Annotated in this window: 13 protein-coding genes and 1 pseudogene; 7 read left to right on the top strand and 7 right to left on the bottom strand. The window is 60.4% G+C overall.

The window, feature by feature from the left end:
* Positions 1 to 3: 3 nt before the first annotated feature.
* Positions 4 to 1377 carry a glutamine synthetase family protein gene (locus AB4N91_RS15460; RefSeq protein ID WP_154504162.1) on the bottom strand — a complete coding sequence of 458 codons (1374 nt, stop codon included), beginning with the start codon at positions 1375 to 1377 and terminating at the stop codon, positions 4 to 6.
* A gap of 372 nt (positions 1378 to 1749) precedes the next feature.
* Between AB4N91_RS15460 and AB4N91_RS15455 the strand changes: the two genes are divergently transcribed.
* Together AB4N91_RS15455 and AB4N91_RS15450 are read left to right on the top strand one after the other, a co-directional pair.
* The gene (locus AB4N91_RS15455) at positions 1750 to 2403 is read left to right on the top strand and encodes a peroxiredoxin (RefSeq protein ID WP_010459028.1); all 654 of its coding nucleotides are present in this window, start codon (positions 1750 to 1752) and stop codon (positions 2401 to 2403) included.
* Positions 2404 to 2423: 20 nt separating this feature from the next.
* Entirely contained in the window at positions 2424 to 2882 is a 459-nt protein-coding gene (locus AB4N91_RS15450; protein ID WP_154911586.1) for a GNAT family N-acetyltransferase, read from the top strand.
* A gap of 74 nt (positions 2883 to 2956) precedes the next feature.
* Here the strand turns inward: AB4N91_RS15450 and AB4N91_RS15445 are convergent, their stop codons facing one another.
* Both AB4N91_RS15445 and AB4N91_RS15440 read right to left on the bottom strand, forming a co-directional pair.
* Positions 2957 to 4417: a M15 family metallopeptidase gene (locus AB4N91_RS15445; protein ID WP_460112671.1), complete on the bottom strand. Its 1461-nt coding sequence runs from the start codon at positions 4415 to 4417 to the stop codon at positions 2957 to 2959.
* A 172-nt stretch (positions 4418 to 4589) separates the two neighbouring features.
* Positions 4590 to 5792, bottom strand: a complete 1203-nt coding sequence (locus AB4N91_RS15440; protein ID WP_010459035.1) for an NAD(P)/FAD-dependent oxidoreductase — start codon at positions 5790 to 5792, stop codon at positions 4590 to 4592.
* Between the two features lie 330 nt (positions 5793 to 6122).
* On the opposite strand from AB4N91_RS15440, the pseudogene AB4N91_RS15435 reads away from it, so the two are divergent.
* The 4 genes and pseudogenes from AB4N91_RS15435 to AB4N91_RS15420 form a co-directional block, all read left to right on the top strand.
* Positions 6123 to 6343, top strand: a pseudogene (locus AB4N91_RS15435) (serine/threonine-protein kinase PknK); the annotation flags it as partial.
* A gap of 130 nt (positions 6344 to 6473) precedes the next feature.
* Positions 6474 to 7061, top strand: coding sequence for a lecithin retinol acyltransferase family protein (locus tag AB4N91_RS15430; RefSeq protein WP_460112669.1), 588 nt, complete (start codon positions 6474 to 6476; stop codon positions 7059 to 7061).
* A gap of 104 nt (positions 7062 to 7165) precedes the next feature.
* Complete coding sequence (locus AB4N91_RS15425; RefSeq protein WP_010459044.1) at positions 7166 to 7816, top strand: response regulator transcription factor; 651 nt, start codon at positions 7166 to 7168, stop codon at positions 7814 to 7816.
* Between the two features lie 159 nt (positions 7817 to 7975).
* Positions 7976 to 8311: a hypothetical protein gene (locus tag AB4N91_RS15420; protein WP_010459046.1), complete on the top strand. Its 336-nt coding sequence runs from the start codon at positions 7976 to 7978 to the stop codon at positions 8309 to 8311.
* Positions 8312 to 8461: 150 nt separating this feature from the next.
* On the opposite strand, the gene AB4N91_RS15415 is transcribed toward AB4N91_RS15420, so the two are convergent.
* Genes AB4N91_RS15415 through glcD form a run of 4 tightly spaced genes read right to left on the bottom strand, consistent with a single transcriptional unit; the run spans position 8462 to position 12668 of the window.
* Positions 8462 to 8863 carry a heme-binding protein gene (locus AB4N91_RS15415; protein ID WP_010459048.1) on the bottom strand — a complete coding sequence of 134 codons (402 nt, stop codon included), beginning with the start codon at positions 8861 to 8863 and terminating at the stop codon, positions 8462 to 8464.
* Positions 8860 to 10101: a glycolate oxidase subunit GlcF gene (glcF, locus tag AB4N91_RS15410; RefSeq protein WP_460110813.1), complete on the bottom strand. Its 1242-nt coding sequence runs from the start codon at positions 10099 to 10101 to the stop codon at positions 8860 to 8862. Before glcF ends, AB4N91_RS15415 begins: the two co-directional genes overlap by 4 nt.
* Before the next feature lie 3 nt (positions 10102 to 10104).
* Positions 10105 to 11169: a glycolate oxidase subunit GlcE gene (gene glcE / locus AB4N91_RS15405; protein ID WP_077748784.1), complete on the bottom strand. Its 1065-nt coding sequence runs from the start codon at positions 11167 to 11169 to the stop codon at positions 10105 to 10107.
* Positions 11169 to 12668, bottom strand: a complete 1500-nt coding sequence (gene glcD / locus AB4N91_RS15400) for a glycolate oxidase subunit GlcD (protein WP_010459055.1) — start codon at positions 12666 to 12668, stop codon at positions 11169 to 11171. The genes glcE and glcD overlap by 1 nt, the downstream gene beginning before the upstream one ends.
* A 235-nt stretch (positions 12669 to 12903) precedes the next feature.
* Between glcD and glcC the strand changes: the two genes are divergently transcribed.
* Entirely contained in the window at positions 12904 to 13671 is a 768-nt protein-coding gene (gene glcC, locus AB4N91_RS15395) for a transcriptional regulator GlcC (RefSeq protein ID WP_077748786.1), read from the top strand.
* Positions 13672 to 13757 lie beyond the last annotated feature (86 nt).

Raw genomic sequence — 13757 nt, 5'->3', positions numbered from 1 at the left:
GTCTCAATAGCGCTCGAAACCGCGCTGCAATTCCCAGTCGGTGATGCGCCGGTCGTACTCTTTCTGCTCCCACTCGGCGGTGTGCACGTAGTGGTCGATCACTTCATCACCGAACGCCTCGCGCAACATGGTGGAGCCCTGAAGGGCGGCGCAGGCTTCGCGCAGTGTCTTCGACACTTCAGGCAAGTGTTCGTCAACGTAGGCATCGCCTTCAAAGGGCGGCGTGAGGTTGAGCTTCTCGTCGATACCGGCCAGCCCCGCAGCGATCAACGCGGCAAAGGCCAGATAAGGGTTGAGGTCGGCGCCGCCGATGCGGCATTCGATGCGGATGGATTTGCTGCTTTCTGCACACAGACGAAAGCCTGCGGTGCGATTGTCGCGGCTCCAGACCGCCCGGGTCGGCGCAAAGGTGCCGGCCTGAAAGCGCTTGTAGGAGTTGATGTACGGCGCGAGAAAGCAGGTGATGTCGTTGGCGTATTTGAGCTGCCCGGCCACCCAGGCACGCATCAACTTCGACATGCCAAATTCGGCCTTGGCGTCGAAGAACAGCGGCTTCTTGGCGTTTTTGTCCCACAGCGAATTGTGAATGTGGCTGCTGGACCCGGCGGCGTCATACCGCCACTTGGCCATGAACGTGATCGCCTTGCCTTGCAGCTGCGCGATCTCTTTGCAGGCGTGCTTGATGATGACGTGGTGGTCGGCCATCGTCAGCGCATCGGCGTAACGAATGTTGATCTCTTCCTGGCCCGGGCCCCATTCACCCTTGGAGTTTTCCACGGGAATGCCGGACGCTTGCAGATGCTTGCGAATCGCCCGCAGCACCGGCTCCTCGCGGGTGGTCTGGAGGATGTTGTAATCCTCGATGTAGTGGCCGGCGGTTTTTGGTTTGAGGTAGTTGCGCTTGTGGATGGCCTCGTAGCTCTCGTCGAACAGATAGAACTCCAGTTCCGAGGCGAACATGCCGGTGTAGCCGCGTTCGCGCAGTCGCTCGATCTGCTTTTTCAGAATCGCCCGCGGGCTGTGCGGCAGGTCCCGCCGATGGTGGTGATCGAGGACATCACACAGCACCAGCGCCGTGCATTCCAGCCAGGGCACCCGTCGCAAAGTGGACATGTCGGGTTTGAGGACAAAGTCGCCGTAGCCTTTGCTCCAACTGGCGGCGGCGTACCCCGGCACGGGTTCCATGTCGATGTCGTCGGCCAGCAGGTAATTGCAGCAGTGGGTTTCTTCGTGGCCGCTGTCGATGAAAAACTCGACCTGGAATCGCTTGCCGACCAGTCGGCCTTGCATGTCGACCATGCAAACCAGAACAGTATCAATCTCGCCGGAGGCGGCAGCACGTTTGAGTTGATCAAAACTGAGGAGGGGCTCGGTCATCACGTAGTCCTGCGTGAATAGGTTGGGCCTGTCTGAAATAGCTGTTGCAGACGCTCTCCAGAACAACCCCAAACCTGCAGACGCGAGCATCGTGTGCAATAAGCTGCTCTAAGCTTAGCTTACGGTTGCTGAACGCAAGTTTTGTTGATCGACGCAGGGTGAGTCAGGCTGGACCTGGCCACAGGTGGCTCACTGAATGACGGCGCTTGAGCGAAGCTCATTCGGGCGGCCGGATAGGCCGGTCACCGGCGTGTCTTGAAGCGTCTCCTATACTGATGCGCGTTGATCGGTTCAACACAGATCCCGAATGCCGTTGGAACAGCGACTGGCGTTGCGACGGCCTCCCTACGAACTCACAGTCAGGAGAACGATATGACCATCCGCATTGGCGACGAAGCACCGGACTTTACCGTCGAAAGCACCGAGGGCACGCTGCATTTCCATGAGTGGATTGGCGACAAGTGGGCGATCCTGTTCTCGCATCCCAAGGACTTCACCCCGGTGTGCACCACTGAGCTCGGTTACATGGCAGGGCTCAAGCCAGAGTTCGATAAACGCAACACCAAGATCGTCGGGCTCAGCGTCGACCCCGTCAGCAATCATGCGAGCTGGGCCAAGGACATCGAAGAAACCCAGGGGCATGCGGTCAACTACCCCATGATCGGCGACGAAAACCTGGTGGTGGCCAAGCTCTACGACATGATCCATCCGAATGCCAGCGGCGGCGCACGCACCGCCGTGGACAACGCCACGGTGCGTTCCGTGTTCATCATCGGGCCGGACAAGAAGGTCAAGGCGATGCTCATCTACCCGATGAGTGCCGGGCGCAACTTTGATGAGGTATTGCGTCTGCTCGATGCACTGCAACTGAACGCCAAACACACCGTTGCCACGCCGGTGAACTGGCGTCCGGGTGAGGATGTGATCATTCCGACTTCCGTCTCTGACGAGGACGCGAAGAAGAAATACCCGGATGGTTTCAAAACGGTGAAACCTTATTTGCGCACGGTGGCGCAACCCAAGTAACCCCTAGGGAGACCCCAGGCATGGCCGTCCAAGTCTTGCGCGTCGAGGCAACGCACATCGACAAAATCGCCCCCCTCTTCGACGCTTATCGAGGCTTCTACGGCCAGCCCTCGAACCTGCCGCAATCCCGGGACTTCATCGCCGAACGCATTGACCGGGAGGAATCCGTGATCTTTTTCGCATCGGACCTTTGCGGTGATGCGCTGGGGTTCGTCCAACTGTACCCGACGTTTTCCTCCATCGACGCCCACCGCACCTGGTTGCTCAGCGACCTGTTCACCAAACCCGAATCCAGGGGGCAGGGCGTGGGCAGGTTGGTGATGAACGCTGCCCGAGCCTTTGCGCTGTCGACCGGCGCCAAGGGCATGGTGCTGGAAACGGCCACGGATAATGTGGGGGCGCAACGTTTGTATGAATCGTTGGGTTACGTGCGCGACACGGGGTATTACACCTACTGCCTTGATTTGAAGCAGGGCTGACCAAGGCAGCCGCTACAGGGCTCCGTGATTAGCCGGCCGGAACCTGTTATCCAGCACTCGATTCACCTCTTCCATCAACGCCGAGGCAATTTCCATCGCTCGCGCAATTGCTCATATTCCCCCTCAGGCATCTGCACCAACACCGGAGACTCACGGGGATTCAGCCACTCGAACAACCGCGAAATATCCCCCTGATCCATTGCCGTACACCCCAACGTCGGCGAGGCAGGTCCCCGCCAGATATGGAAAAAGATGCACGAACCTGCACCCGGTGACGCTGGCGTGTTGTGCTCGATAAAGATCCCTTTGCGATACCCAGCCTCTTCGCGCATCTGCTCGGAACTGTTCCAGTCCTTGGCTATCGCCGCGCCGTCGACCAATTCGTTGTAACGTTCGGATTTTCTGTCATCCACACACTCTGTGGTCGAGGTCAGCGCAAGATAAGGCAGCTTTGTCTCGGCCGTCGCGTCATAACCAAACGCAGTCCCGAGTCTGAAGATCCCGGCAGGTGCTTTCCCATCACCTTCACGTTTGACCGGTCCTTCACCAGCCTCAACGTTGCCCAACCCTTTACCCCACGCCATCCCGTTCTTGCCGACCACCACCGCAAAGCCGTCGCCGACTTTTCGAAAGCTGGCCCCGTCTCGTTCATAGCGCTGGGCGATGCCCTGAATGTCATCCCAGTTTTTTGTGGTGACCACAATCAATTGGTGACTGCTGTCCAGTACCTCGCTGGTACTCAGCGGCGTGATGGGAAAATCCATCACGTTCTTCGGCGCTCCGTCTCCACCGAAAGTGAAGTGCCACCATTCTTTCGAGTAACCGGCGAAACCCTCTTTCTCCATGGCGCTGCTGAGCCGCTGACGGTTTTCCTTCGCCGTCGCATTGATCGTCGGGTTGGCGGTGTGCGCACGCTCATCGAAGCAATCGTACCCGGTGCCCATGTCGAGTGCGCCGTCGCGCCAGCGCTGGGCATAAGGCGCGCTGCAATCGACTTGCGCGGCCTTGGGTATCCAGGTGTCGGCGGGCAGAGCCTTGGGGCCGATGAGCGTCAGGTCCACGGTTGAGCCTCTGGAGTGATTCGACACCCGCGCCACATACCCCAGCCGCCAGAAGTCCTGCTTGTCGACGCGCGGATAGAACTCGGCTTTGCGCGGGTTCCCCGGCTCAGTCGCGAAGCGGCCCATATCGGCCACCGCACGGCTGGGTCGATAGCAGTCGAACACCTTCAAGCCGTAGCCTTGCTTTTGAAGTGCCTGTTGCACCCGGGCGAGGGCCTGGGCGGTGTCCAGCGACAGCAGGCACTCGGCGGCATCGTATCCGTCGAGCGGGTGTCCGGTGAAGTTGTGGGCGCTGGCGTAGCGGATATCTTGCTCGATGGTGGGGTCAATCGTGCGCAGATAAACCATGTTGTCGGGTCTGGGCCCGGCATTGGCGATGCCTGGCAGGATGGCGCTCAGCAACAGCAGTGACCGTAGCCACGTGCGGGCGGGCTGGCGGGGGCATTGAACCGGCAAGGGTAGCGAGGAGGGCATACGAACCTTCAGGTTTAAGCGCATGAAGTGGTTATCAAGTCCGGGGGACGCTTCAAACGATCTTAAACCATGACCGCCAGTGTCTGGCTGATTCATATTGGGTGCAGGCATTACGATGGAAAACGCAAAGGCGCCCGCGATGCTGTCGCGGACGCCACGTTCAGGCGGGTCTTCAGGCCACCGGAATCATCGGGTCGGCCGCTGCCAGAGCGGTGGCACGATCAGCGGCTGGCGGGTAGATCCACTGAGTGTTGATCTGCGTCTTGAGCTCCTTGGCCTCATCCTTGACCAGTTTGAGCTGGCGATCCCAGCCTTCGGTGAACACTGCACCCCAGGCACCCAGGTCGAGGCAGGTCACGTACTTCGGTTGACGGTAAGGGGTCGGCGCAACACCCAGCAGATCCGCGGCGACGTTGTTCCCGGCATGACGGCCCAGGGCGATCGCGTGCTGGCACGACATGGCGGCGAAGTTGCCAAGGTCGTCGGTCGCGGCATAGGCGACGTCGCCGGCAGCATAGACATGCGTCTGGCCCAATACCTTCAGGTTCTCATCGACGTGCAAGCGCCCTTGTGGGTCGCGATCGCTGGTCAGATGTTCGGTCAGCGGGCTGGCGCGGAAACCGACGGTCCAGATCACCGTCTGGGCTTCGATGTGGCGGCCATCGGCGAGGGTCACGCCGTTGGCGTCCACTGCCGCGACACTGGCGTTGACCACCCACTCGACGCCCAGGTGTTCAGACGCCTCGATGATGGAGGGACGAATGCCATCACCCATCGTCGCGCCGATCTGCGGCGCACGGTCGACAATGATCACGCGCACATCCTGATCGTCGCCGAGCACAGCCCGCAGGCGTGCCGGCATCTCGGTGCCGGTCTCTATGCCCGTAAAACCGCCACCCGCGACCACCACGGTGTTACGCGCAACGCTGGCAGGGCGGTCTTTCAGGGATTTGAGGTGGTCTTCAAGGCGCACGGCGGCTTCGATCTGATCCACGTCGAAGGCGTGCTCGGCAAGACCTGGCACCTTCGGCCGGACCAGCTGGCTGCCTGCGGCCAATATCAGACGGTCGTAGCTCAACGTGCCCTCGTGGCCCGCCTCATCGCGGTAGCCGACGGTTTTGGTCTGCTCGTCGATACGCTCGGCCATGCCTTTGACGAAACGCACACCCACCGAATCGAACAGCGCGTCGAGGGGGGCGAACATCTTGTGCACGTCGGTTTCGTAGAAGCGCGGACGTATACGCAATTCCGCCTGAGGCGCCAGCAGAGTGATGTCCACGTCCTTACGGTCGTGCATGTCCAGCAGACGAGCGGCGCTCAATGCACTCCAGACACCACCGAACCCCGCACCGATAACCAGAATTTGCTGTTTCATGATGTGTTCCTGAAAAGAAGTGGTCAATAGTCTTGAAGTTGTTCTTCAAGTTGGCGGGACGGCAGTCGTCCGCTGTGAGTGCATGGTATTGGCGGAACTTTTCCGGCGCACTGCTACGTCGGTTCAGAAAAGTCATACCTCAGTGGCAGGGATCTATACAAAGGTATTAACAGGGGCGCGGAGCAACACATTCAGGAATGTTCTCAGTGGTGTGAAGGTCTGCGAAGTGGCGCTAGTCTGTAAGGTGGTGACACTGGACTGGACGACAGCCTGACCGCAGTGCGGCCTATAAAAAAACCAACGTGTGTTCACCCTCAGATGAACAAAAGCATGCAGTTATCCTGGGACGACGGTGAGCGTATTTTCTGTCGGGAGCTACGCGCGAACGCCGGCAGCGACAGCCCTGTGCTCATCGCGCGGCCTGCGGCGGAACAACCTCTCCCAGCCTGCCTTGGCCGACTCGCACATGAGTTTGGCCTGAAGGACGAACTCGATCGCACGTGGGCGTGCAGCCGCTTGAGATGTTGCGTGCCACGGTGCAATTCACGCTGCCCGGCCCCCGGATTAATACTTAGGTTTAGGGGAGGTATATTCATAGGTCGTTCAGACTAATCGTATGTACAAATGAAACTCCGCAACCCTGTCGATAGAGTCAATGCAAGGGTTACGGAGGAAGTTGTCATGAGTGCTTTTACCGCCAAGTTCGTCGAACGCTGTTTATCGCTTCGTTCAACTGCACGTGTTTGCCTGACCATCATGACAACGGAGATATCCAGTCAGTTAAGCGCCCTGTTGCCCGGCAATCACCCCTTCGCCGAAACCTACCTGTCGTCCGGCGTTGTGTTGAAACTGATCGACGTCCAGGAGGCCGCGGACAGGGTGCCTGTCGGTGCGCATCTGGTGGGGCCACGCACGTTCTATATGCATCACGGCATCTATCTAGGCGGTGGAAAAGTGGCTCACTATTCCGGGTTCAGCAGTTCATTCAAACCCGGCCCCGTCGAAGTCATCGATCTTGAACGTTTCGCCCACGGCAAACCGGTCTGGATGTATCAGGAGCCAGGCGACTTTCCCTGCCATGAAATCGCCAACCGGGCGCGCTCCAGGATCGGCGAGAATCAATACCGGATTTTCTCCAATAACTGCGAGCACTTTTGCAGTTGGTGCACCCGCGGCAAAAGTTACAGCGCCCAGGTCAATGCCTGGTTGCACAGCCCACGTTCTTTGTTCTCTTTTATTTCGGCGCTGGAGCACAACTTTATTGCCTAGTGCGGGTTAGGCCCGAGCGCGACCCTACAAAAACGTCGCGCCTCGGAAATCGGCCTCAGGTGCTGCTACACTTTTTTGCTACCCATTCTCATTGAGGACCGCCCATGAGCGGCAATCCTTCCTCCAGTAAGCAAGGCAATCAAGGTTCGATGGTGTACGTGGTGGATGACGATGCGTCCATTCGTGACGCCTTGGCTAATCTGTTGCGCTCTGCCGGGATCCAGGTCCAGACATTCGCTTCCACGGCCGAGTATCTTCAGCATCCGAAGACCGGGGGCGCCAGTTGCCTGGTCCTTGATGTACGACTGCAAGGGAGCAGTGGCCTGGACTTCCAGCGTCAGTTGGTGGAATCAAACGCGAACATCCCCATTATTTTTATCACCGGTCATGGCGACATCGAGATGTCGGTCAAGGCGATGAAAGCGGGGGCCGTGGACTTTCTGGCCAAGCCGTTCCGTGAACAGGACCTGCTGGACGCGGTGTCAGGCGCACTTCAGGCCGATATCCGGCGCCGGGAAGTCGAGCAACAGCGATCAGACCTGCACAGCAACTACCAATCGCTGACGGCCCGGGAAAAAGAGGTGATGGCCCTTGCCGCCAAAGGCCTGATGAACAAGCAGATTGCCGGGCAGATGAACCTGAGCGAGATCACCGTGAAAATCCACCGCGCCCATGCCATGAAAAAAATGCACGCCAAGTCATTTGCGGACCTGGTGCGCATGGCCGAGTCCTTGGGGATTGGCCACGATCAATGACTCAAGAGGCCCGCTGGCCCGATCCATTTCGTGCTTCTGAGTCAATTCCTGCCTGTCGTAGACGCTCAAGCTGCAATAGCTGAAAAAGAGGCATTTTGCTGGCCCCGAAGCGTCACGGTTGTCGCCAAAATCCACTTCATTTTCAGGTGGTTAGGCGGAATGCAATTGCGAAGTGTATTTGTCACGATGATCTCGTTTGCCCTGGCCAGCGTTGCAGCCTCTGCCCAAGCCAAGGAACTGGCGTCCAATGACCGGTATATGTGCAGCTGGGGGGCGGGCACGGCGGCGAGGGCCCAGGAACTCAAGCTGGCCGGGGTCTCCCTGTATGCCGCCCGGCAGAAGCTACAGGCCTACAAATTCAGCAAGGCGTGGATGCGCATGATGGCGATGGGCATCACCGAACAGACTTACGACAGCAAGTCGCGGTTCAAGCCAGCGGATGTCCGGCAGAATTTTTATGAAGAGTGCGTGCGCTACAAACTGGCGCGCAAGTAAAACTGAGGTGTAGGACCCACCGCAATTCCCTGTGGGAGCGAGCCTGCTCGCGATAGCGGTGTGTCAATCAACATTGATATCAGCTGATCCACCGCATTCGCGAGCAGGCTCGCTCCCACAGGGTTATGCGGTGTTGATCGGGTTTTCAGTTCAGTTCAGACACTGCGCGCCGGCCTTGGCCACTTGTGCATCCTGCTCGGCCTTGACGCCGGACACGCCGACCGCGCCGATCACCTGGCCATCGACGATGATTGGTACGCCACCTTCCAGGGACGTCAGCAACGGCGCGGACAAAAACGCGTAGCGTCCACCGTTGACCATCTCTTCATAGCCTTTCGATTCCCGTCGGCCAAGGGCTGAGGTGCGGGCCTTTTCGGTCGCGATGTAGGCGCCGATCGGGGCGCAACCGTCGAGGCGCTCCAGGGCCAAAGGATGGCCTCCGTCGTCGACAATCACGATGGTCACGGCCCATTGATTATTCTGTGCTTCGTTGCGTGCGGCGCTGAGAATCCGGCTGACTTCGGTCTGGCTGAGGACGGCTTTGCTTTTCATGGGGATACTCCGGGGTTCGATGAGGGCAACGCGGCTTCGACCAGTTCGATCCAGTGGCGCACAGGGGTTCGGCCCGCACCGTCAAGGTGCGACTGACAGCCGATATTAGCCGTGACAATGACTTCGGGATGACCGCTTTCCAGCGCATTGAGCTTGTTGTCGCGCAGTTGCCGGGACAGCTCCGGTTGGGTCAGCGAATAGGTGCCCGCCGAGCCGCAACACAGGTGACCGTCGGGAACGAACGTGAGGTTGAAACCCAGGCGCGTCAGCAGCGCCTCAACCGCACCGCCGAGTTTCTGTGCGTGCTGCAAGGTGCAGGGGCAATGGAAGGCCAGGCGCTGGTCGCTGTGGATGCCTAGCTGGTCCAGCGGCTCCTCGCGCAACACTTCAACCAGATCCTTGGCCAGTGCGCTGACCTTTCTGGCCTTCTCGGCATACGCCGCATCGGTGCTGAGCAGGTGGCCGTAGTCTTTGATGAAGGCACCGCAACCGCTGGCGGTTTGAACGATGGCCTCGGCGCCTTGTTCAATGCTCGGCCACCACGCGTCGATATTGCGGCGCGCGCGATCAAGGCCGGCCGCCTGGGCGTCCAGGTGATAATCGACCGCGCCGCAGCAACCGGCCTCGCGCGCCGGTGTCACGCTGATCCCCAGTCGATCCAGGACACGCGCGGTGGCTGCGTTGGTGTTCGGCGACAGACTCGGCTGCACGCACCCTTCCAGCATCAGCACCTGTCGGGTGTGGCGGGCGGTCGGACGTTGTTTGGCCGGATACACACGACGCGGCAGCTTGGCTCGCAGCGTGTCGGGCAGCAGCGCACGGAACACCTGACCGCTGCTGAGCAGTGCTTTGAACAACCCCGGGTTGGGTACGACGCTGCGCAAGCCTTCGCGCAACAAGCGTTGGTCGAGCGAACGCGGCACAGCCGCATCGACCACCGCGCGGCCGATGTCGAGCAAGTTGTGATAGTCGACGCCCGAGGGGCAGGTGGTTTCGCAGTTACGGCAAGACAGGCAGCGATCCAGATGCTGTTGGGTCTTCTGGGTGACCTCGTTGCCTTCCAGCACCTGTTTGATCAGGTAGATGCGCCCACGCGGCCCGTCCAGTTCATCGCCGAGCAGTTGATAGGTCGGGCAGGTGGCGTTGCAGAAACCGCAGTGCACACACGTGCGCAGGATGCTTTCGGCTTCTTCGGCGCGGGGCAGTTGGCGGGCCTGTTCGCTCAAGGTGGTCTGCATGGGTCAAAGCTCCGCGTACAGGCGACCGGGGTTGAAGATGCCCCGTGGATCGAGTTGGTCCTTCAAGTTGCGGTGATAGCGCATCAGCGCGTCCGGCAACGGTTGGAAGGGGCTGTCGATCAGGCCGTGGCTGTAGCAGGTCACGTGCCCGCCGACTTCAGCGACGACCTTGCGGATGAACGCCGCTTCGGCATCGGATTTGAGCCAGCGCTGGGCGCCGCCCCAGTCGATCATTTGCAGGCCGGGCAGGGACAGTCGAGGCGTGTTGTGCGGGACCGACAGGCGCCACAGCGGCTGGTCTTCATCAAAGAAGCTCAGTCGATGTTCGTTGAGATCCGCCCAATACGAAGCGTCCAGCACTTCGCCACCCAAGCGGTCATGCGCCGCTGCCACCGAGCCTTCGCCACCTTCAAGTCGCAAGTGCAGGCGCTGACCGTCGTGGCACGCGGCGCTGATCGGCAGCGGTTGCTGCCCCCATTCGGCGAGGCGCAGCAAGGCACGATCGCTGTCCATTTCCAGGCTGATGCTTAACGCTTGCCGAGGTTTCGGCAGCACTTTCAGCGAGACTTCAGTGATCACACCCAGTGCGCCATAACTGCCGGCCATCAAGCGCGACAAATCGTAGCCGGCGACGTTTTTCATGACTTCGCCGCCGAAGCGCAAATGCTTGCCGTGGCCGGTGATGACCCGTGTCCCGAGCACAAAGTCCCTGACCGAGCCTGACCACGGGCGCCGCGGCCCGGACAGTCCACTGGCAATCATCCCGCCCACGGTGGCGCCGTCTCCGAAGGAGGGTGGTTCGCACGGCAGCATCTGCTGCGCCGCATCCAGCACGTCGGCCAGTTCTGCCAACGGCGTGCCGCAGCGTGCGGTGATCACCAATTCGGTCGGGTCGTAGCTGACGATGCCTCGGTGGCTGCGGGTGTCGAGCACTTCGCCCGCCGCGATACGGCCCAGAAACGCTTTGCTGTTGGCGCCCTGGATCCGCAGGGGCGTGGCGTTTTGCAGGGCCTGATTAACCTGGTCCAGTAGCGCGCCGCTGTCATCGATGTCGTGTTCGCTGCGCATCAGAATCGCTCCAGATCAGGGAAGGGCATCTGACCCAGGTGTACGTGCATCGCGCCGAATTCGGCGCAGCGATGCAGCGTCGGAATGTTCTTGCCAGGGTTGAGCAGGCCGCCCGGATCGAACGCGGCTTTGACGGCATGAAACAGGGTCAGTTCGTCGCTGTTGAACTGTGCGCACATCTGATTGATTTTCTCGCGGCCGACCCCGTGTTCACCGGTGATGCTGCCGCCGACTTTCACGCACAATTCGAGGATCTTGCCGCCCAGGGCTTCGGCGCGGTCGAGTTCGCCGGGTTGGTTGGCGTCGAACAGAATCAGCGGGTGCATGTTGCCGTCACCGGCATGGAAAACGTTGGCCACCCGCAGGTCGTATTCAGCCGACAGCGCGGCAATCGCCTGCAGCACGCCGGGCAGCTCGCGGCGCGGGATCGTCCCGTCCATGCAGTAATAATCCGGCGAGAGGCGGCCCACTGCCGGGAACGCATTCTTGCGCCCGGCCCAGAAGCGCACGCGTTCCGCCTCATCCCTGGCCTGGCGGACTTCGGTGGCGCCGGCCTGTTCCAGCACCTGGCGCACACGGTCGCAGTCATCGTGGACGTCGGCTTCGACGCCATCGAGCTCGCACAGCAGAATGGCTTCGGCGTCGACCGGATAACCGGCGTGAATAAAATCTTCTGCGGCGCGAATGGCTAGGTTGTCCATCATTTCCAGACCGCCCGGAATGATGCCGGCGGCAATAATGTCGCCGACTGCACGACCCGCCTTTTCGACGGAATCGAACGCCGCCAGCAGCACCTTGGCCGTCTGCGGTTTCGGCAGCAGTTTGACCGTGACTTCGGTGATCACCCCCAGCATGCCTTCGGAACCGGTAAACAACGCCAGCAGGTCAAACCCGGGCGAGTCGAGCGCTTCGGAGCCCAGGCTCAGGTGTTCGCCATCGACGGTGAGGATGTCGACCTTGAGCAGGTTGTGCACGGTCAGGCCGTATTTCAGGCAATGCACGCCACCGGCGTTTTCGGCCACGTTGCCGCCGATTGAACAGGCGATCTGCGAGGAGGGGTCCGGCGCGTAATACAGGCCGAACGGTGCGGCGGCCTGGGAAATCGCCAGGTTGCGCACGCCCGGTTGAACCCGCGCCGTGCGTGCGGCGGGGTCGATGTGCAGGATGTTGTTGAAACGCGCCATCACCAGCAGTACGCCTTTTTCGAGCGGTAGAGCACCGCCGGACAAACCGGTGCCGGCGCCGCGAGCAACCACCGGGACGTGAAACTCATGGCAGAGCTTGAGCACACCCTGGACTTCGTCGATATGGCGCGGCAGCACCACCAGCATCGGCGTAGTGCGGTAAGCGGACAGTCCGTCGCATTCATACGGCTTGAGTTCTTCGCGCTGATGCAGGACTTCCAGGTCCGGCAGGCGAGCGCTCAGTGCCTGGAGCAGGGCGGCTCTGTCGACATCAGGCAGAACGCCGTCGACGCGTTCATCGTAGAGGATGTTCATAGGCGGTTCACGACCCTCCGTTTGTTTTTATTAGAGGTCTGTTTGCGGTGAAAGCTCACTTGCATCATTGGCCTGACGCGACCTACTGTCCATGTGTTGTTTGAGTGGTCGAACCAGTTCTTCAGGGGTTGTTTCCCCGTTTTTGAGAAAAATAACTGCCTATACATAAACTTAGGGTTGTATTCGAACGTGACGGGTTTTGCCGGTGAGGCTGGTCATACCAGTGGGAGGTTCGATGGAGAGTGCGAAAGTGACCCGTAATCCTCAAGTCGCAGACGTGGTCTGTGAGCGCATAGAACGCCTGATCGTCGACGGGGTTCTCAAGACCGGGCAATTGTTGCCTTCGGAACGGCGCCTGACCGAAAAACTCGGCGTCTCGCGCACGGCGCTGCGCGAGGGCCTGAAGTTGTTGCGCGCCCGGGGGATTATCAAGACGGAGCAGGGCAAGGGATCCTTTGTCGCTGATCTGTCGGGCCACGGCGCCGCATCGCCGCTGATGCATTTGTTCAGCTCACAACCGCGCACACTTTACGATTTGTTCGAGGTGCGCAGCCTGCTTGAGGGAGAGTCCGCTCGCCTGGCCGCCTTGCGCGGGACCGAGGCGGATTTTGTCCTCATCACCCGCAGCTATGAAGCGCTGCTCGATGCCCGCACGCGGTCGATGGAAGCGAGCGAACACGCCCGGCTCGATCATGCCTTTCACTTGGCGATCTGCGAGGCTTCGCACAACCCGGTGCTGGTGCAAACCTTGCGCTCGCTGACGGACTTGCTGCTCAACACCGTGTTTGCCTCGGTCAACAACCTCTACCACCGCGCACCGCAAAAACGCCAGATCGACCGTCAGCACGCCCGGCTCTACAACGCCGTGACCGGCCGCATGCCGGAGCAGGCGCGCAAGGCGGCCATCGCGCACATCCAGAGCATCTGCGAGAACCTCAGGGAAATCGAAAGCGAGGAGCAGCGTCTGGTCCGGGCCACGCTGCGCCTGGAAGGGTGGGCGTGAGGCCTGCCGTTTTTGAGTGATGGCCTTTTACTATTGCTGGCAACGCTCTAGAATTCGCGGCCGCCCTCTGGTGTGGAGGCGCAATG

The organism is Pseudomonas sp. H3_D04 (assembly GCF_054669175.1).
Note: the sequence above shows the minus strand (reverse complement) of the source record. Positions and strands in the feature narration are given on the sequence as shown.

What these genes read in the sequence shown, in the direction of transcription:
- AB4N91_RS15420 (WP_010459046.1), top strand. Translation starts at nt 7,976, where the DNA reads ATGCAATTGCGAAGTGTATTTGTCACGATGATCTCGTTTGCCCTGGCC.
- glcC (WP_077748786.1), top strand. Translation starts at nt 12,904, where the DNA reads ATGGAGAGTGCGAAAGTGACCCGTAATCCTCAAGTCGCAGACGTGGTC.
- AB4N91_RS15440 (WP_010459035.1), bottom strand. Translation starts at nt 5,792, where the DNA reads ATGAAACAGCAAATTCTGGTTATCGGTGCGGGGTTCGGTGGTGTCTGG.
- AB4N91_RS15425 (WP_010459044.1), top strand. Translation starts at nt 7,166, where the DNA reads ATGAGCGGCAATCCTTCCTCCAGTAAGCAAGGCAATCAAGGTTCGATG.
- AB4N91_RS15445 (WP_460112671.1), bottom strand. Translation starts at nt 4,417, where the DNA reads ATGCCCTCCTCGCTACCCTTGCCGGTTCAATGCCCCCGCCAGCCCGCC.
- AB4N91_RS15450 (WP_154911586.1), top strand. Translation starts at nt 2,424, where the DNA reads ATGGCCGTCCAAGTCTTGCGCGTCGAGGCAACGCACATCGACAAAATC.
- glcF (WP_460110813.1), bottom strand. Translation starts at nt 10,101, where the DNA reads ATGCAGACCACCTTGAGCGAACAGGCCCGCCAACTGCCCCGCGCCGAA.
- AB4N91_RS15430 (WP_460112669.1), top strand. Translation starts at nt 6,474, where the DNA reads ATGAGTGCTTTTACCGCCAAGTTCGTCGAACGCTGTTTATCGCTTCGT.
- AB4N91_RS15460 (WP_154504162.1), bottom strand. Translation starts at nt 1,377, where the DNA reads ATGACCGAGCCCCTCCTCAGTTTTGATCAACTCAAACGTGCTGCCGCC.
- glcE (WP_077748784.1), bottom strand. Translation starts at nt 11,169, where the DNA reads ATGCGCAGCGAACACGACATCGATGACAGCGGCGCGCTACTGGACCAG.
- AB4N91_RS15455 (WP_010459028.1), top strand. Translation starts at nt 1,750, where the DNA reads ATGACCATCCGCATTGGCGACGAAGCACCGGACTTTACCGTCGAAAGC.
- AB4N91_RS15415 (WP_010459048.1), bottom strand. Translation starts at nt 8,863, where the DNA reads ATGAAAAGCAAAGCCGTCCTCAGCCAGACCGAAGTCAGCCGGATTCTC.
- glcD (WP_010459055.1), bottom strand. Translation starts at nt 12,668, where the DNA reads ATGAACATCCTCTACGATGAACGCGTCGACGGCGTTCTGCCTGATGTC.